We start from the raw sequence: 20,996 nt of genomic DNA on the forward strand, positions 1-20,996 counted from the left end.
ATTATAAAACAATGAACAAAAAAGCATTTTTATTACTGATTACCGCCATTTCTGCATTAGGTGGATTATTATTTGGCTATGATACGGGCGTTATCAATGGCGCACAATTTTTTCTTAGTAAATACTTTGAGCTTGATGCTACTTTAAAAGGTTGGGTAGTTGGAAGTGCATTAGTAGGTTGTTTTACAGGTGCCATTATAGCAGGACCTTTGAGTATAAAAATTGGTAGAAAATGGTCGCTGATCGTTTCTGCAGTACTTTTCTCAGTATCAGCTTGGGGATCAGGATTACCTGAAATGTTCCCTGAAACCGTAACCATGTTAGTAATATTTAGAATCATTGGAGGAGTTGGAATTGGAATTGCTTCTATGAACGCACCGATGTATATTGCGGAAATAGCGCCGAGCAACATACGAGGTAAAATGGTCACCTACTATCAATTAGCGATTGTCGTTGGGTTCTTTGTCGTATTTTTAGCCACCTATTTTATAGGAAACGGTTTAACGGAAGCTGAAAATATACAATTCGGTTGGAGACGTATGTTTTGGTCAGAATTGGTGCCAAGTTTATTGTTTTTAGTGCTGTTATTTTTCGTACCAAAAAGTCCAAGATGGTTGGCTATCAAAGGCGAAGACGAAGAAGCTTTACATATTTTGAATAAAGTACACGGAAAAGAACAAGCGCAACATGAAATCAAAGAAATCAAAGCTTCATTAGAACAAAAAGAGCAAAAAGAAAAAGTAAATTACTACTCTAAAGCTATTTTAGTCATCATAATTATCGGAACTGCTTTGTCTGTTTTACAACAGTTTACGGGAATCAATGCAGTCTTATACTATGGCGCAGATATTTTTGAAAAAGCACTTGGTTTTGGTAAAGAAGACGTTTTGGCACAACAAATCCTATTAGCATTTGTCAATTTGGTATTTACCTTCGTAGCTATGTATACTGTCGATAAGTATGGAAGAAAGCCATTACTATATGTTGGTTCTATTGGTATGATCGTAGGTTTTTTACTTTTAGGAGTATCATTACAACAAAATGCAGTAGGCTTGGTTTCGCTAATTGGAGTTTTGATATTTATTGGTTCTTTTGCTTTATCAATGGGACCTGTTGTTTGGGTAATTTTATCTGAGATGTTTCCTAACAAAATACGAAGTGTAGCAATGTCGGTAGCAGTAGCGGCACAATGGGCAGCAAATTATCTTGTGTCACAAACATTCCCAATAGTTATGGAGAGTGAAGCCAACAATAGTACACCTTGGAATGGTTCTATGCCGTATTTTATATTTATAGGGTTTATTCTAATCATTATCTTTTTAACCTATAAATTCATCCCAGAAACCAAAGGAAAAACCCTTGAAGAGATCGAAGGGTTTTGGGAATAAATTTTAACGATAAAACTAAATTCAAAGTCGTTTTTTTACCTGTGATAAGTCTTTCAGAAATGAAGGACTTTTTTTATTTTTTCATGACAATATTATTCTTCTGGAAAAATGCTAAAAATTGTACTCCAAGAATCATGCTTTTTCTTTTTATGAAGTTTAAAAATTTGATATTTAGATATTTGTGTTTTTTAACCTCTAAAAGAAAAGTTAAGTGTACAAAAAAATGATTTGAATAGATCTTAGGTTTAATTTATATTCTCTACTATTTCTGCTTTTTGTCTCCAAAACTAACTATACAAATTTTAATTCCATTTATACAAATGCTTCACTGTAAAGCTTGTGAATCCAATATATTTGAATTACTTTGTTAGTTTCTTTACATAATGAAATTTAGAAGTATACTCATCATATTTGCGCTATTCTTGTTTCTTTCTTTAAACGCACAGAAGAAAACAGATTCTACAGCAATATCCTTATCTAATAAAGCTTGGAGTTTGTATTACAAGCAAAACGATAGTGCATTATATTACGCAGATAAAGGACTTGAATACGCTCAAAAAAACAACTCTACTATCGGTAAAATATTAAACCTCGAGATTAAAGGTGTTTATTACGAAGAAGTGAAAAACGATTTTAAAACAGCTTCTGAATTGTATTTTCAAGCCATTGAAATTGCCGAAAAAAATCATTTGAATAAGCTAAGTTCTTTATATAATAATTTGTGTATCATGTACATGGTAAACGATTATGAAAAGAGCGAGTTTTATGGTAAAAAAGCTGTAGAAACAAGTGAGTATAGTAGCAAAACTACTGATGCTAAAAGTGCGCTTGTTAATTTGGGAATTGCACAAAGTTTGTTAAAAAAATATGAGGAAGCACAAGAGAATTTTGATAAATATTTTCAATACAAAGATGAATCTGATTATCACAAAAATATTGTGTATTTACGAATTGCAAAAAATTTAAAAGAACAAGGACTCTATCAAAAGGCGCAGCCACTATTTTTAAAAATTATTGCGCTAGATTCGATGAAAGGACAACGAGAATATGCACAAGATTATATTCAATTGATAGAAAATACGCTTCAACTTCAACAGAAAGACACCTTACAAAAATATGTTCCTGTACTTTCAAAGAGTATGGAAAGCGAAAAAAATCTGCAAGTAAAAGAAGGCTATTATGATATCATGGTAAGAGTTTATGCCTTTTTTGATGAAACTGAGAAAATTCTCGAATACCAATCAAAATTACTCAATATAAAAGATTCTATCAGTTCAAATTTTTATGATAAAAGTGTGGCTGAACTAGAAACAAAATACCAAACGAAAAAGAAAGAGGAACAAATTCTAGCAGAAAAAAGTAAAAGACAACTCTGGATTTTCATTTCTACAATTGCATTTATCATTGCAATATTGATTTTAGTTTTACTCATTAAGAATCAAAAGAAGCGAAAACTATTAAACCAAAATAAAATAGAACTCGAAAAGTTACTCAACCAACGAAATATGCTTTTGAAAGAAACACATCATCGTGTCAAAAATAGTTTTCAAATGGTGAGTAGTTTGTTGCAATTACAAGCGAGTGGAAGCAAAGCAGAAACCGCAGTCAGTGCTTTAAATAATGCAGTACAACGTGTAAATTCAATGATTGTACTACACCAACAATTGTATGCAAGAGATAATCTATTAGGAGTAGATCTTAAGTTATATATTGAAGAATTAATCAACGAGATTCTAAGATCGTATACCTCGCAAGATATTCAAGTTCAATCTTCTATTGAATCTTATGTGTTAGATGTAAATACAGCTACTTCCATTGGACTTTTGGTAAACGAGTTGGCAACAAATTCTATAAAATATGCTTGGAATGATGAAGTTTTAGAAAAAATAATTCATCTAAAAATTATTGCACAAGATGAAAAGCTTTATTTTGAAATGTACGACAATGGAAAATCAAAAGTAGAAACACCGATTCAAAAGAATTATGGAAGTCAATTAATAGAAATTTTAATAGATCGCCTCAGAGCAAAAAAACATTCCATTAATCAAAATAGTTTTGCAGTAGCGATTTCTTTTAATCCAAAATAATGAAACATAAATTTCTTATCATAGAAGACGATCCTTTTATTGCTATCAACATAAAAAATGTGTTGGAAATGAATGCCGTGGAAGTTGTTGGAATGGCTAAAACCATAGAAGAAGCAAGGGATTTATTAAAAGAGACAAAGCCAGATGTTTGTTTGATCGACATTCAACTTCAAGGAGATTTTGATGGTGTATTATTTGCAAAAGAATTGGATAAAATTCAACTACCATACTTTTACTTAACTGCACAAACAGATCCATTAACCTTAGCAGAAGTAGAGCATACAAGACCTTTAGGATATTTGGTAAAACCCTTTACAAATTCAGGATTGTGGAGTAGTATCAGTGTCGTTTGGAATAAATATCTCTCAGAAAAAGGGAACACCTTAATTGTAAAATCGGATGGATATATTTATAAAATTCCTGAAACGGACATTCTTTATCTAGAAGCTTTTGACAATTATTGCTATATACATCTTACAGAGAAAAAACTCTTAGTGCCTCATACCTTAAAAAAAATCAGGGAACAGTTAAAAGGAAATCATTTCTTTACACCACACAGATCGTATTACATCAATACAAATAAAATTACAAATGTGGGTAAAAAAGCTGTCTTTATTAACACGAACGAAATTACACTCAGTGAAGCTAGACGTGCTGAACTCTTGCAAATTGTCAGGAATTCTTAATCAGAAATAATTTCACTAAAAAAACACCCGATTTCACTAAAGGTTTTACAAGGAACCTTTGTAACTCGCATAAGTTTGTTTGTCTAATAACCACAAACAATCATTATAATGAAAAAAAAAATACTATTACTTTTTTTAGGATGTACATCCTTTGTACTTGCACAACAACCGTATAAAATAAAAACAAAAGATTCTGGAGCAAATCTTATGTTTCAATACACCAAAGGAACGGTGTTTAACAATCAATTTTACTTTAATGCCAACTCAGATGAAACTCCCGTATATACATTACTGCAATATGATGGCATTAGCAGGGCGAAGACTTTAGGACTCGTTCCATTAACAAATCAACCTGTTGTAGGACAAACGACAACTCCTGTTGAGTTTAATAATAAATTATACTTTGGAGCAAATATTGGCAACTTTGGAAATGAACTATGCGTGTACGATGGTGTAAATCCACCAACTTTGGTTGCTGACATTTATACAGGATTTATAGGAGGTGTGCCACGTTCGTCTAATCCTGATAATTTCTTTGTATTTAATGGAAAATTACTCTTTGCTGCCAATGGAGAATCGGGAGGCGTAGAATTGCATGAATATGATGGAGTAAATCCTCCTGTAAAATATGAAGTAAACCCTTTTAATTCTAGTAATCCGAACTATTTTACGGAGTTTAATTCGAAACTATATTTTGCGGCAGACGGAGCAGATGGTAATGAATTATATGAATACGATGGTGTAAATGCGCCAACGCTTGTTGCAGATATCAATCCTATAGGAAACGGTCTTGATGATGCATATCCTGCGTATTTAACGGTTTTCAATGGTAAATTACACTTTGCTGCCCAAGGAGATACCGGAGGAACAGAACTTTGGGAATATGATGGTGTAAATGCACCAAGTTTAGTAGCTGATTTGAATGCAAGTGGCGGTTCGGAACCACAGAATTTAATTGTCTTTAATGGAAATTTATATTTTACTGCAGATGATGGTACAAATGGTAGAGAACTCTGGATGTACGACGGAACCAATACACCGAGCATGGTAGCTGATATCAACCTTTTTGGAGATGGGTTTAGACTTGCCAATCAAGGAGATCCTTTAGATTTTGTTATTTTGGATAACACCTTGTACTTTGCTGGTGATGATGGATCTAACGGAAATGAATTGATGCAATACGATGGTATAAATCCACCTTCGCAAGTAGCAGATATAAACCTCGGATTGATGGATTCAAACCCTAGAGCATTTACAGTATATAATGGAGCAATTTATTTTAGTGCAGAAGAATTTGGACAATATCATTTATACAAATATCATCCCAATGAAACACGCTTTTTAGATATTCCGCCAAGTGGACAAACATGGTTTGCTGCAGATAACTGGAGCAATGGCGTTCCTACGGCATCAATGGAAGTGTATTTGCCTGAAACAGCAGATATTGCGCTCCCCGTAGATGCAGAAGCTAAAAAACTTACGCTAGAAGATGGTGCGCAACTGGAAGTGAAAAAAGGAATCAATCTAGATATAGATGGTGATTTAGGGATTGCAACTACTGCAACGCTAGAGTTAGAAGCCGATAACGATCAAAGTGCTACCTTATTTGTAGCTGGAACTTCTACAGGAGATATCGTCTATAAAAGACAAGAACTTTCAAATAACCAACCTTATTTATTTTCGCCTCCTGTAGCTATGTCCTTAAAAGATTTTGTAGATTATCCTAATCAAAATGTGGCAACCAATATCGCTAATGATAAGTATTTAATTGGTGTATATAATGATGCCAATACAGAAGGAAACAAATGGGAGTATGTAGATAAAGCCTCAGTAGATGCTGATATGGAAGGAAGCTTTGTGCCAGCAAAAGGCTATCAGATAGAATTTTCATTAGGTGGACCTAATTATTATTTTACAGGTGAACAACAAGCAAATGCTACAACAGGAGTGCCTCTTGTAATGGGCGAGTGGAACTCAGTAGGAAATCCATACCTGAGTTTTTATGCAGCAAACGGAGATGCAAACAGCGCATTGGCAGATAATGCTAGTTCATTGGATGATGCTTATAAAGCCTTGTATTTTTGGAGTCAATCGCAAGGAAAATACATTCCAGTTACGGAAGAAGCTATCAATACACGATATATTCATCCAGGACAAGGATTTCTTGTAAAAGCAAAACCTGCGCAAGCCAATAGTTTTGTGTTTCTAGCGAATAGAAGAAGCGAACAACCAGCGACAAGTACCGTTTCTTTCAATGGAATATTCAATTCTTTTAATGGTCAAGAAACTGCTTCTTCGTTAGAATTATCTATCAACAATTTGGTGAGTACGTTAATCAACCTACAAAGTGGAACGACAAACGGTTTAGACATCGGTGAAGATATTGGGAATTTTGATGCAGAAAGTTTAGACATTTATACCAAATTGGTCGATCCAACGTTGTCAACAGCAAATTTTAGTATCCAAAGTATTGGAGATACTGCCGAAGAAAGCATTCCGCTTGGAATCAAAGCAAATGCAGGAACTTATACAATACGCGCTACCTTTCATAATAATATTTCTGGAAATGTGTATTTACAAGACACACAAGAAAATACCTTGACAGAAATTGCAGATAATACGTTTGAATACACATTTACATTAGCACAAAATACCAATGGAACAGGTCGTTTCTTTATCGTAACTAGCAATCAAGTATTAAGTACTGAAGAAAGTAAACTATCAGAAACAATTCTTTACAGTGCCAACAAAACAATTCATGTAAAAAATATAACCACTGAAATCAAAACCATTAGCATTTATGATTTGTCTGGGAAGTTAATTACAGTTGTAGATACTCAAAATGAGAATCAAGTAGCTATCAATATGTCCAATGCCTCTAGTGGAATATATTTAGTCACACTTAAAGGGAATAACAGTGTAAGTCACAAAAAAGTGATGTTACAATGATGCTTTTTACATTTCAAGGAATACACTTAGTATTTTGTGTAGGTTTCAAATGTAAATCTTGGCACTCCATAATACTTGGTTATTAGCACAAATTATGGAAGATTTAAGTGTAAGTCAGCAGTCATTCTTATCCTAAAGAATGGCTGTTGTTATTTTATGCAATAATGAAGATTTAATTACTCGTAATCTTACGCAATAGAATTCACTAAAAAAACACCCTATTTCACTAAATGATTTTTGTCTTCGCTACAGCGGAAAATATTTTCGCGTCATAACTAACACATGAATCATTATAAAACGAACATGAGTTTTTATTATTTCAAAAATTTATACAAAGGAATAATTAAAATTTATGTGAGTTACTGATTGTATTCAATTTTTTTGAATCATCAGAAACCAAAAAAATAAACAGATGAAAAATGTTCTATTTACGGTTATTTGCCTTTTTGTTCTTAGTATACTAAATGCGCAAACTACAGCAATTCCAGATGCAAACTTTGAACAAGCACTAATTGATTTCGGCTATGATATTGTCCTTGACGGAGAAGTCTTTACGGATCAAATTAATGATGTTACCGAATTGTATGTCAGTAATAGAAATATTTCTGATTTGACAGGAATTGAAGACTTTGATAGTTTGGTCGTTTTAGATGCATCTCAAAATAATCTTACAAGTTTAAATATCAATGGTTTAACGGCACTTCAAGTATTGGTTGTGTATCAAAATAATTTAACAAGCATCAACACGGCGAATTTGTTACAATTGAGGCAAGTAGATATCAGTAACAATAATTTTTCTACGATTAGTTTTTTAAATAACGTATCGCTTCTCACGTTGGATTGTCATAACAATAATGCGACTTCAATTACACTCAATAACAACAGTAACTTAGAAGAATTATACGCATTCAATAATAATTTTTCAACTATAAATTTAAGCAACAATCAAAACTTATTCGTTGTAGATCTTGCCAATAATAATCTTACGGAACTAGATGTTTTAATCAATTCACAATTAGAATATTTATCTGTGTATAGTAATCAATTAACGTCTTTAAACTTAGTAAATCAGAGTAATTTGCAAGAATTGGTGTGTTATAACAATCAATTGACCTCTTTAGACTTAAGTGCAAATACAGCGTTGGCAGCATTATATTGTCAAACCAATCAATTGGAAAGTTTAAGTATTAAGAATGGCAACAATATCAACATGTCAAATGCCAATTTTAATGCCTTAAACAATCCAAATTTAGGCTGTATTCAAGTTGATGATGCAGCAAATACGTATACAAACGTGGATGAAAACGCTATTTTTCTAGAAGATTGCAGTCTTTTTGGGCAAGATATTTATGTGCCAGATGATAATTTTGAACAAGCTTTGATCGATTTAGGAATTGACACTTCAGGCGTTTTAGACGATTATGTAGCTTTTGCAGATGTTATCAATGTGATGAATTTAGACGTTTCTTCAAAAAACATTGCAGATCTTACAGGAATTGAAGCTTTCTTCAACCTGAAAACTTTAGACGTAACCAATAATAATCTAACAGCACTTAACATCAACGCGAGTACAAATTTAGAAGAACTTTATTGCGCAACAAATCAGCTGACAAACTTGGATGTAACTTCAAATGTGCAGCTACAAAAACTTATCTGTACAGAAAATCAACTCACAAGTATCAATACCAATAATAATGTATGGTTGGAAGAATTGAATTTTAGAGACAATCAAGTAGCTTCAATAGATTTGAGCAACAATGTATTGCTTAAAAACTTGTACATAACTAGCAACCAACTAACGACATTAGATTTAAATAACAATACACAACTGGAAATTATTTGGTGTGGCGATAATTTATTGACCGATTTAAGTTTTCCAAATCATCCAATGCTACGCGATTGCTTTGTAACTTATGGGCAATTGGAAACTATTGATGTAGCAAGTTGTGCTGCTTTGGAAGATTTACGATGTTTTTCAAACAATTTAACCGAGTTGGATGTAAGCAACAATACGCAACTTACATTTTTACGTGCCAATACCAATAATATTTCTTGTATTGCTGTGGCGGATGTTGCTTATGCGGAAGCCAATTGGATTGGTATGGTAGACAATGACGTCGTATTTAGAAACAATTGCGGACCTGTATATGTGCCAAATGATAATTTTGAGCAGGCATTGATCGATTTAGGATATGATAATGTATTGGATGATTATGTAGATAGAATGACTGCTGAAAGTGTAACTACGTTAAATTTAAGTTCTAAATCGATATCAGATTTGACAGGAATTGAAGCATTCTTAGGACTTCAATTTTTAAATGTAACTAATAACAATCTTTCAACAATTGATATCAGTGCCAATACAGAATTAAAACGATTTTACGGTACTTTAAATCAACTTACAAGTTTAGATGTAAGTCAAAATGCAGCATTAGAACACTTATATTGCGCTCAAAATCAACTGTCAAGCATCGATGTTTCTACCAATACATTGTTAGAAGAATTGGGAGTTGCTGGAAATCAAATCGCTACTATAAACATTAGTAACAATACAGCTTTGGAATTATTTACTTGTGCAAACAATCAACTTACAAGTTTAGATGTAAGCTCAAATACTGCACTTGATTTTTTAAATTTCCGAAATAACCAATTAACTAATATTGATCTCAGTACAAATGTATTGTTGACAGAATTACTCTGTTCTGATAATCAACTAACTGCTTTGGATGTTAGTTCAAACAACTTATTAGAAAGAGTAGAATGTCAAACGAATCAACTCACAAGTTTAGATTTTAACAATCATCCTTTTTTGGAAGATTTAAATTGTAGAGAAAACCTATTAACGACAATCAATATTAATAGTGCTTCTGCTTTAAAGCAGGTGAGAATAGATAATAATAACCTTTCTCAATTAAACGTAGAACTCAATACGTTGTTAGAAAATCTAAGTTGTTCAAACAACAATATAAACTCTTTAGACTTAAGCAATCAAACAGCATTGATTACATTAGAATGCTCTGACAATAATATCACTTCATTAGATGTAACAAATTCAAACGCCTTACAAACACTAAATTGTTCCAATAACAATCTTGCTGTTTTAGATGTAGCAAACCTTAACATACTCGATCTCAATTGTTCCAATAACCAAATTAATACTATTTTCTTTGGGAATATGAGTTCGCTCACAAATTTTGACTGTAGTGCAAATCAACTTTCTGAACTGGATATTAGCCAACAAGCACAACTTGTAAACTTAGAAGCATTTAATAACTTATTAAGCTGTATTCAAGTTAGTGATGAGTCGTACGCAAATCTCAATTGGACAACTAATGTGGATACGAATGTGACTTTTAGTTTAGATTGTATAGATGTATTATACATAAATACAGACGACTTCACTACAATGGCTTTACTAGCTTTAGGAACTATAGATACTAATTTTGATGGCTTTATTAGTTTTGAAGAAGCTGCTGCAGTCACAGGAACATTGGATTTAAACAACAGAGGAATCACAAGTGTAGAAGGATTAAATGCTTTTATAAACATTACAACGTTAGATATTTCTGGGAACAGCATCGATGATTTAAGTCCCTTAACAGGCTTGTCTATTGATATCGTAAGTAGAAACTCTGGCGCAAGCAGTGAAATGTCAGTAACACCAATGGCTTTAGAACATTTATTTGCAGATGGAAATACATTTAGCACTGCAAACTTAGATGATTTAACTAACTTAAAAACTGTAGATTTAGGAAACAATCTCAATCTAATCACGGTAAGTATTCGTAATGGAAACAATGCTGCGATTACAAGTTTCAATACAATCGGTTCAACACAACTGACCTGTATTTTGGTTGATGATGAAAACGCAGGATATTTAATGACTTGGTCTGTGGAAGGAACGAGTAATTTTACCAATACTGAAGCTGCATGTTTGGCGATACTATCTACACCAGAAACGACTCTTGAAGAAGCTTTTAGCATATATCCAAATCCTGTTAGTGACAATCTTACAATTAAAACATCTACAACATTAGATACCATAGAAATTTACAATGCCAGTGGTCAACGAATTATCAAAACTAACCACACTATCATCAATATGGCTAACTACCCAACAGGACTCTATTTTGTCAAATTGTACAGTGAAAAGAAAGTCATTATCAAAAAAGTGGTAAAGCGATAGTATGAATAAACGTCATTTCAATATATAATCAAGTCTGAATTTGTTTTTTCTTTATAAATGCGAAAAAATTATAGTCCTAATCTGCAAAGTTTATAAAAATCATAGCCACTATTTGAGATAACGATTAAAGAAAAATACGAATATTATTTGTTCACTTCATAAATATCTATATATTTGGTAAACCAATCTGGTTAACCAATTTAAAATGAAGTCAAAACACATATTCATAAGTACCATTGTAAAAAGGCTTTGTGTATTATTAGGTGGATTCACACTCTGTGTAAGCTGTTCAAATAATGATGAATTGGACAAGCCAACGCCAACAACGAGTACACCAACAACTCCTACAACGCCATCAGAACCTGAGCCAATATCAGTAAATTATGCAGATATTAACTTTTCAAATTGGAAAGTTACACTTCCGGTAGATGAAAATAATAATGGAAAACCTGACGAATATCAACCCGACGAATTAGTGAATTTTGGATACCAAACACTCGCGCCTGTACAACCATTTATGTATGATGATACAGAAGACGAGTCATTGGTTTTTTACACATACCCTGAAAGTTCTACGACAAATAGCTCGTATTCTCGTACAGAATTACGGGAATTAATCAATCCTTTAAACTCAAGAGAAAATTGGACATTACTTGAAGGTGGAACGCTCAAAGGACGCTTAAAAGTTACAGACGTTTCAGAAAACACCAATTCAAGCGACACTTACCACAAAGTTATTGTAATGCAAATTCACGGAATCATTTCCGAAGAAGACATGAATACCTTCAATTTCTCATCTAATAACGGACCACCATTAATTAAAATTTACTGGAAAGATGGTTACATCTGGTCACACAAAAAATCTCTAGTTGATGAAAGTACAAACGGCGACGATTTACTAGATACGTCGAGCAATACTTGGTATGACATCAAACAAAATCTTGGGTATGTTGGTTATGAAGCATTTGACTTCAAAATAGAAGCTTCTGATGCAAAAATCGTCGTGACACTTAACAATGAATCCTCACACACATATGAAGACATTAGCTTAGAAAAATGGCCTTTTGAAAACTATTTCAAAGCAGGAAACTATCTAACAGCCACAGATGCCAACGCATATTCTTATGTAAAATATTACAACTTATACATAACTCATTAAAAGCTACTACATGAAAATAGAATTACTTTTAATAATAGTACTTATTGTAAGTTTTGCAGAAACGCAAACAACACTTGCCATAAGTACAGGAACGAGAAAACCTTTTCAACGTTTGGATAGCAAATCGAGTTCAGTATATTCTCGTACTAATATGTTAGTCACAATAGCATTAATATTTCTAATCTTAATGGAATGTATATCGCTCAAATAGCGATAAATAATATGAGTGTAGCAAAAAAAATCAAAGAATAATTTCAAACAGTACTAGCAGCTTCTGTTTTCATGAAAATATCTGCAGAAGCTTTTTATAATTTTAATTTCACAACCGAAAAAAGTCATTATCAAACAAAATATCATATGAGATTCAAAATATCCACATCAGTTTTCCCTTTTTACTTAGTAATGATAAGCTTCCTTTTACTATGTAATTCATGTGCTGATACTAAAAAACAAAACACAGAAAATAAAACAGAAAAAATAGCAGAAAATGGTAATGCCAATGATGTCATACCAATCTTTCAACACTGGAATTTAATCTTGGGTGATGGTTCTAACGTAGGAAAAGCTACAGATTATGAAAACAAAGATTTCTTTTATACTGAAAATGACGAAAAAGGAGATTGGGTAGTATTCAAATCACCAAATGCGGGAAACACACACGGAACTTCCAACAATACCAGAACCGAATTGGCACAACTAAAAAAATGGTCGCCAACAACAGATGCAAAAATGAACGCCACGTTAAAAGTGATGAATGTCTCAACAACAGGTGATGCGCGTGTGGCAGCAACATATTCAGTAGTAGTTGGTCAAATTCATAGTGCAGACGGACATGAAAATGAACCACTTAAAAAATATTTTACAAAAATTCCCAGGTCATACCAAAGGTTCAGTTTTTTGGAATTATGAAATCAATACCGCAGGAGACGACAATTCAAAAAGATGGGATTATTCTTATCCAATTTGGGGTTATGACTTTTCTGTAGTCGGAACAGATAAAAATACATATCCACCTGAACCAGAAGACGGAATTGCTTTAGGGGAAGAATTCAGTTATGAAGTTAAAGTAAAAGATGGTATTATGCACCTTACATTTTCAAGTGAAGGACACGAAACCAAAACCTTTACTAAAAATCTGATCGCTTCCGAATATACCAAAGATTCAGACATTCCGAAACAGGTTCAAAATTTATTTGTGCCCATAGGTCAAGATGGTGTTGAACGAGTAAAAGCGTATGCAGGTGAGGGACTTTTCTTCAAATTAGGTTGTTACAATCAAACAAACGGGAAAGATCCTAAAGTAAACAAAGTTTGGTGTTCTGGAGCAGAAACCTATGGTGGAGACATTACCAAACAGTATGCTGATGGAAATTATGCTGAAGTTTGGTTTAAATCTGCAAGTATTGAAATCAGCGATGATGCAATCTCTAATGAAGGATATTTCAAAGCAAACGATGGTTTAAGCAAAAAAATAGTATATCCAAATGAGGTTATTCCTTTTATGGATAAATTCAAAATCTTAATGGGTGATGGAACTAATGAAGATAATCTTATCAACTTTCAAGATGAAAACTTTTTTTACACTGTAATTGATGGAACCAGACGTTGGGTAGTTTACAAAACACCAAACTCAGGAGTTACCTCAAAAAATTCAAGCAATACAAGAACAGAATTACATGAAAAACGTGAATGGACACCAGAAGAAGGTGGAAAACTCACGGGTACTTGTAAAGTAATGCAAGTTTCAGTCTCTGGTGATGCTAGAGTTGCAGCTTCTTACGCTACAGTAGTAGGACAAATTCATAGTGGAGAAGGACATGAAAACGAACCACTAAAAATATTTTACAAAAAATTCCCAGGACATACCAAAGGTTCTGTCTTTTGGAACTACGAAATAAACACTGCGGGTGATGACAACTCAGGACGTTGGGATTATTCCACTGCCGTTTGGGGAAATGACATGTCAGTCATCGGAAAAACCAAAGATGATTACCCTGCAGAACCTAAAGATGGAATCGAACTAGGAGAAGAATTCAGTTATGAGGTAAACGTGTATAAAGGTATCATGTATCTCACGTTTAAGAGTGAAGGTCACGAAACCAAAACATTCACTAAAAACCTTATCAAATCTGAATATGTAAATAAATCAGACATACCAACACAAGTACAAAAACTATTTGTACCCATTGGACAAGATGGAACCGAGCGTGCTACTGCCTACAGTGGAGAACTAGGGTATTTTAAGCAAGGAGCATACAATCAAACTAACGGGAAAAGTCCTGAAAAAAATATGGTTTGGTGTGCAGGAGCAGAAACCTATGGAGGCGATATTGCTAAGCAATACGAAAATGGTTGTTACACAGAAGTATGGTTTAGAGAAGCAACGGTAGGACTTGGAACGCCACCAGCAACTCATAAGTAATAATGAATGAGTTAAGAGTTAAAAAGTGATGAGTTTCATTAACCAACAACTAATAAGCGACAACGGAGCAAAGCAAACAATCAACAAACAACAAAAAACAATACAGAAATGAAAACATTTGGAGCAAGCAAAGAATTTATACTAGACAAAGACCTTGAATGGGAAGTTGTAGGCGAAGGTATAAAACGCAAAATTATGGGATATGATGATAAAATCATGCTCGTTAAAGTGCATTTTGACAAAGGAGGAATAGGGTACAAGCACGAACACTACCACAGTCAGGTTACCTATGTTGAAAGTGGAACATTCGAATTTTCAATAGGAGAAGAAACACGTGTTGTAAAAGGAGGTGATACTGTGTACATTCCGCCACACGTATTACACGGAGCTATCTGCACAGAAGAAGGCATTTTAATAGACGTTTTTAGTCCAATACGAGAAGATTTTATGGAATAAAAAGTAAAAAAAATTAACAATTATTTAATAAAATTTACGAAAACGTTGTAAATCTCAAAAAAATACATATATTTGGTAAACCAATCTGGTTAACCAATTTTTTAGCCACAAAAAAAGGACAGGTGCACGCCTATCCTTTTTGGAATATTACTTCTTTGGAGGGAAGTAAAATTATACATAATTACTTGTAGTAACATGCATATTGCAAAAATACAAAAAAAATGGCAGTAGCAGTAAAGCTTTAAGTAATTAGTAGAATATTAACTAATTAAAAAAACCTAATTATGAATTTAAAAACAAAGCTTACCTGTATTGTAATGCTTCTCTTGTGCATTTCAATGTACGCACAGGAGTCCTATCTCCTTAAGGGAAAAGTAGTTGACAAAGCAGACAACCAACCTATTCCTGGTGCAAACGTTCAGGTGGTTAAAACATCAAAAGGTACTACTACAGATTTTGATGGTAATTATCAAATTTCAGTAACAAAAGGTGATGTATTACAATTCTCTTATGTTGGTTATGCTTCACAAACAGTTATTATTGATGCTCAAAAAACGATAAACATTACGTTAGTTGAAGATGCAAGTGCTTTAGATGAAGTAGTTGTAATTGGATATGGAACACAAAAGAAAAGCAACCTTACTGGTGCAATGTCTACATTAAGTGTAGAAAAGAAAGGATTAGATAAGATAGCTGTTTCCAGATTAGACGATGCGCTTGTTGGGCAAGTAGCAGGTTTAAATGTTGCAGCTACAGAAGGTGAAGCAGGTTCAGATCCAACCATTCGTATTCGTGGTGTCGGTTCCTTAAATGGAGATTCTGCTCCATTAATTGTAATTGACGGATTGGTAGTAGATAGCGATTTTCTTGGAAACTTAGATATGAACGAAGTACAAACGTTTGACATTCTCAAAGACGCGGCTTCTACATCAATATATGGTTCTCGTGGTGCAAATGGTGTAATCCAAATCACAACAAAACAAGGTAAAGAAGGTAAAACATCATTTTCTTACAACTCTTTCTTTGGTTTTAAAGAAGCAAGACAAAGTGACGATTACTACTTCACAGTAGCAGAAACTGTTGCTGCAGAACGTGCTGCAACAGGAACACTTTCCAACAGAACAGCTTACAAGCAATTACTTACACAAACAACTGGTATTGACAGAGACTGGCAAGACGTAATCTTTGACGTGGAACTATTACAACGCATTCATTTAATGCTCGTGGAGGAAACAAAAACACAAAATTTAGCGCTTCCTTAGATACAATCATGATGAAGTGTTTTACTTACAGACGATTACAAACGTTACAATGCGAGATAAATAGATACAAACTAAGTGACAAAATAAATTAGGGTAACTTGCGCCATCTACACAAGAAGAAGACGTTTGATGGTCTACACACGATATTTAAGACAAACGCCGTGGTTGCCTTTATACCACGATGCCAATTCAATTCAGTTTGTGGATACCGCAACGTATCCAAACGTTCAAATTGGAGATTATGCCATTCAAAGACACTTCGATAATTATGATTTATTTGGTGATGGTTCTGTTTTACAAGACATCAGTAACACATCTAACACAAACCCAGCGGCAAAAGTACTAGAGCGCGATCGTAACGATTACAAATTTAAACTAGCAGGACTTTTTTATGGTGAGTATAAAATCATTGATGGTTTACGATTCAGAGCTACCTTAGGAGGTGATTACCAAAACACATTTAGAAATAGATGGCAAGGTGTTCGATCTAACAGAAATGGTGCTTCGGCAGCAAGTTATTTTGAATCTAACGAAAACAGAATTCACACACTATCAGAAGGATATTTTACATACGATAAAGCTTTTGGTGAGCATACGTTCAATGTAGTTCTTGGAGCATCAGCTGAAAAGTGGGAATGGCAAGGAGACAGCGCACTCGGATCTGGTTATACATCAGATTTAGTTCAAACGCTAAGTGCAGCTACTGTTTTAAATGAAATTACCTCATACAAATACGAAGAAGGATTCTCCTCTTTCTTTGCAAGAGTAAACTATTCTTACGAAGACAAATACTTAGCATCTTTAAGCTTTAGACGCGATGGTAGTTCAATCTTCGGTGTAGATAATAAATATGGTAATTTCCCTTCTGCTTCGGTAGGTTGGGTAGTATCGCAAGAAGATTTCTTGAGTGAAAGCGAATTATTAAGCTCATTGAAACTAAGAGCAAGTTTCGGAGTTACTGGTAACAAAGATATTGACACAGGAAGCAATCTTACAGATTTATATCCTTCAATATCATTACTTGGAACAGACAATTACAACTCACAAGCAGCTTTTGTAGCGTTAAACATTGCAAATCCTGAATTACAGTGGGAAAGATTAATAGAATTTAACCCAGGAATCGATTTCGGATTTTTTAACAACAAAATTACAGGTTCTGTAGATTACTACACAAGAACGAGTGACCAACTCTTACTATTCAATCCAGTTGCATCTTCAACAGGTTTTTCTGCAGCATTAGAAAACTTAGGAGAAGTGAGAAACTCAGGAATTGAATTAGAAGTTACTTCAAGAAACGTTTCTACAGAAGATTTCAGATGGGGAACAACATTAATTGCTTCTCACAATAAAAATGAATTATTAGACTTTGCAGACTCTAACGGACAAATTCAAAATGTAGACAGTAAAAGAGCTGCAGAATGGATCAACCTCGTAGGAAACCCTATTTCATCATACTACGGTTGGGTTGTAGATCGTGACATTCCTTTAGAATTTATCAATGATCCATACCATCCAGCTGGTGGACAAGCACAAGACGTATATGTAAAAGATTTAAATGGTGACGGACTTATTGATGATGATGACAAAACGATTCTTGGGAATCCTTATCCAGACTTAGTATGGAGTATCACAAACAATTTCAGATACAAAGATTTCGATCTAAGCTTCATGTTTCAAGGAAGTCATGGTGCTGAAATACGTAACATGGGAGACCAATACTTGTTCAACCACTTTAACAGTGGGCAAGATTTTAATACGGCTACAACGCCAGACCAAGGTTTCATCAAAGAAAAAATCTTTACAGATGCCATCATTCAGGATGCAAGTTACATTGCACTCCGTAACCTAACAATTGGTTACAATCTTCCTGAAGACATCGCTAACAGATTTGGAGCATCATCATTCAGGCTCTATGCAACAGGTCAAAATCTGCTCTATTTTACGGCGAGTGATTACACAGGTTTCAATCCAGAATCTATCAACGATACAAGTGCAACAACATATGGTTATCAGCGTGCTGGTTCACCAATATTTAGCACAATATCATTAGGGTTAAACTTACAATTTTAATACACCATTACTAAAAACATTTAATTATGAAACAATTAAAATATATAGGTTTTTTGATGTTAGCAGTGATAAGTCTTCAATCTTGTCACAAAGACCTCTTAGAACCAATTCCAGAAGCAGCCGTAAGTAGTGAAAACTACTTTCTAAACGATCAACAAATTGAAACTGGTGTTATTGCTATTTACGATGCAATACAAGGAGTAAATTCTACAAATTTAAATGACAATCGTGGTATACAACACGAATATTACGTAACTGAAATGCGTAGTGACAATACCAGAACTAAAAATCAAGAAGGTGAAGCAGCTCAATTTGAAAGCTATGCAATTACACCAAATAACGGTATTGTAGAAAACTATTACAGAAGCTGTTACAGTACGATCTTTAGATCTAATTTAGTATTAGAAAACCTCGCAAATGCCTCTGAAACAATGGCGCCTATCTTTGAAGGTGAAGCAAAATTTGCAAGAGCTTACAGTTATTTTAACTTAGTACGCCTTTTTGGAGATGTTCCTTTAATAGATAGAACAATCACGCCACAAGACGACGAAATTGCCTTCACAAGAGTGGCTACAGCTACCATTTACGATTTAATTGTGAGTGACTTAGAAACTGCCGCTGCAAATCTTAGTAATGGTGAGTACACAAGAGCTTCAAAAGCTGCTGCAGAAGCACTATTAGCAAAAGTACATCTAACATTAGGAAATTATCTTGAAGCACAAATTCTTTGCGAAAATGTAATGGGATATGGGTATACCTTGGAGCCAAACTTCAACGACATCTTTTACAATGAAGGAAACAACGAAGTTATTTTTGTAATTGCATACACACAAGGTATAGAGGCTGATAGTCAAGATTTCTCTGCAGAATTTATGAATGGTGTAGGGCGTACAGTAGGTGTAAACTACGTAACAGAAGATGCTGCTGCATTCTTAGATGCTAACGGAGGAAACAGAACAGAATTCTCATACCGAATCGATCCATTACAACCAACACAAAGACAAGTTGTAAAATATTTACCAAATGGTGAAGATGGCGGAGCCAATGGAAACGTATTTGCATCAGATGCTACTTTATCAGGTAATGACTGGGTTGTAATCAGATATGCAGATGTATTATTAATGCATGTAGAAGCGATCTTGGCTGGCGGTCAAGAAACGACAAACATGGCTGCAATAACATCTTTCCAAACAGTAAGAGACAGAGCAGGCTTAACAGACGCAGTAACTTCTATTACAAAACAAGAATTGTTAAATGAAAGACGCGCAGAATTAGCCTTTGAAAATCAACGTTTATTTGATCTAATCCGTTTTGGAGAAGCACAAAATGTATTGTCAGACCTCTCAACAGCAAACAATTACTCGTTTACGGCAACAGATTTATTATTACCAATTCCACAACGTGAAATAAATCTTAGTAATGGTATAATGACTCAAAATCCTGGTTACTAAAACTAAAAAAGATACATTATGAAAAAAACAATAAAAATACTTGGTATCGCATTTCTACTCGTAGGAGCGCTTATATATCAATCATGTGACATTGACAAATTTGAACCGCTAGGGGAAAACTCAATTGCAGATGCAACTCCACCACAAGCAGATTTTTCATTTACCCAAGGACAAGGGCCAAATGAGGAATGGAAAGATTATACGTTCGCTAACTTGTCTACTAGTGCCACAACATATACGTGGGATTATGGAGATGGAAATACATCTTCAGAAGTAGACGGTGCAAATACGTATCCAGGAGAAGGAACGTACACCGTAACACTAACCGCATCTGATGCATTAGGCGTTATAAGTACATTTTCGCAAACAATAGAAATTATTGAACCTGAGGCTCCTATGGCGGTTGTGCCAGATATTTTAGAATCAGATTTTGAAGACAATAGTCTGCCAGATGGTTCTGGAGATGGTAGAGATTCATGGAGAAACTCAGATCTTGGTGGAGTAATTCAAATTACATCAAGCCCAGTACAAAGTGGCTCGCAAGCAGCTAAATTTCCGTCCGGAGGTGACCGAATAGCATATCAAGAACTTACAGTATCACCAAATTCCGATTACACGCTCACATTTCATTATACGCTAAAAGATAATAATCCAGGTTCAATAACCGTGTCTGTATTAGCAGGAGGTGGAATTACAGATGCTTCTACAGCTACAGTAATTGAATCTTTTAATGGAACTGATCAATCGAGTCCATCTACATATGTAATGTCCTCAATTCCTTTCAATACAGGAGCTAATGAGACAATTTCAATATATGTTTCAAATGAAGGAGTAGAGGCGAGATTAGATAATTTTTCAATCGTAGCAAATTAATAGTGTC

The 20,996-nt window shown here is 34.1% G+C and carries 14 protein-coding genes; all 14 read left to right on the forward strand.

Going from position 1 to position 20,996, the window contains the following annotated elements:
- Window positions 1-11 precede the first annotated feature (11 nt).
- The gene (locus tag KAOT1_RS03870) at window positions 12-1,388 is read left to right on the forward strand and encodes a sugar porter family MFS transporter (protein WP_007093397.1); all 1,377 of its coding nucleotides are present in this window, start codon (window positions 12-14) and stop codon (window positions 1,386-1,388) included.
- A gap of 383 nt (window positions 1,389-1,771) precedes the next feature.
- Window positions 1,772-3,475 carry a sensor histidine kinase gene (locus KAOT1_RS03875; RefSeq protein ID WP_007093399.1) on the forward strand — a complete coding sequence of 568 codons (1,704 nt, stop codon included), beginning with the start codon at window positions 1,772-1,774 and terminating at the stop codon, window positions 3,473-3,475.
- Window positions 3,475-4,161 (forward strand): LytR/AlgR family response regulator transcription factor, encoded by a 687-nt coding sequence (locus KAOT1_RS03880; protein WP_007093400.1) that lies wholly within the window; start codon window positions 3,475-3,477, stop codon window positions 4,159-4,161. Before KAOT1_RS03875 ends, KAOT1_RS03880 begins: the two co-directional genes overlap by 1 nt.
- Before the next feature lie 108 nt (window positions 4,162-4,269).
- Complete coding sequence (locus KAOT1_RS21825; RefSeq protein WP_007093401.1) at window positions 4,270-7,110, forward strand: T9SS type A sorting domain-containing protein; 2,841 nt, start codon at window positions 4,270-4,272, stop codon at window positions 7,108-7,110.
- 412 nt (window positions 7,111-7,522) lie between these two features.
- Window positions 7,523-11,296, forward strand: a complete 3,774-nt coding sequence (locus KAOT1_RS21830) for a T9SS type A sorting domain-containing protein (RefSeq protein WP_007093402.1) — start codon at window positions 7,523-7,525, stop codon at window positions 11,294-11,296.
- A gap of 205 nt (window positions 11,297-11,501) precedes the next feature.
- A complete protein-coding gene (locus KAOT1_RS03895) occupies window positions 11,502-12,455 on the forward strand; it encodes a polysaccharide lyase family 7 protein (RefSeq protein WP_007093403.1) in 954 nt (317 codons plus the stop codon).
- 10 nt (window positions 12,456-12,465) lie between these two features.
- Window positions 12,466-12,666 (forward strand): hypothetical protein, encoded by a 201-nt coding sequence (locus tag KAOT1_RS22705; protein ID WP_007093404.1) that lies wholly within the window; start codon window positions 12,466-12,468, stop codon window positions 12,664-12,666.
- Window positions 12,667-12,812: 146 nt separating this feature from the next.
- Window positions 12,813-13,364 (forward strand): polysaccharide lyase family 7 protein, encoded by a 552-nt coding sequence (locus tag KAOT1_RS23660; RefSeq protein ID WP_262494771.1) that lies wholly within the window; start codon window positions 12,813-12,815, stop codon window positions 13,362-13,364.
- Window positions 13,294-14,877 carry a polysaccharide lyase family 7 protein gene (locus tag KAOT1_RS23715; protein WP_316927972.1) on the forward strand — a complete coding sequence of 528 codons (1,584 nt, stop codon included), beginning with the start codon at window positions 13,294-13,296 and terminating at the stop codon, window positions 14,875-14,877. The genes KAOT1_RS23660 and KAOT1_RS23715 overlap by 71 nt, the downstream gene beginning before the upstream one ends.
- Before the next feature lie 108 nt (window positions 14,878-14,985).
- A complete protein-coding gene (locus KAOT1_RS03905; protein ID WP_007093408.1) occupies window positions 14,986-15,333 on the forward strand; it encodes a cupin domain-containing protein in 348 nt (115 codons plus the stop codon).
- A gap of 284 nt (window positions 15,334-15,617) precedes the next feature.
- Complete coding sequence (locus tag KAOT1_RS23720; protein WP_007093409.1) at window positions 15,618-16,595, forward strand: carboxypeptidase-like regulatory domain-containing protein; 978 nt, start codon at window positions 15,618-15,620, stop codon at window positions 16,593-16,595.
- A 129-nt stretch (window positions 16,596-16,724) separates the two neighbouring features.
- Window positions 16,725-18,665: a SusC/RagA family TonB-linked outer membrane protein gene (locus KAOT1_RS23725; RefSeq protein ID WP_007093410.1), complete on the forward strand. Its 1,941-nt coding sequence runs from the start codon at window positions 16,725-16,727 to the stop codon at window positions 18,663-18,665.
- A gap of 26 nt (window positions 18,666-18,691) precedes the next feature.
- Window positions 18,692-20,116 (forward strand): RagB/SusD family nutrient uptake outer membrane protein, encoded by a 1,425-nt coding sequence (locus KAOT1_RS03915; protein WP_007093411.1) that lies wholly within the window; start codon window positions 18,692-18,694, stop codon window positions 20,114-20,116.
- Between the two features lie 18 nt (window positions 20,117-20,134).
- Window positions 20,135-20,989: a PKD domain-containing protein gene (locus tag KAOT1_RS03920; protein WP_007093412.1), complete on the forward strand. Its 855-nt coding sequence runs from the start codon at window positions 20,135-20,137 to the stop codon at window positions 20,987-20,989.
- Window positions 20,990-20,996 lie beyond the last annotated feature (7 nt).

Origin of the sequence: Kordia algicida OT-1, assembly GCF_000154725.1 — a bacterium.
GTDB lineage: Bacteria > Bacteroidota > Bacteroidia > Flavobacteriales > Flavobacteriaceae > Kordia > Kordia algicida.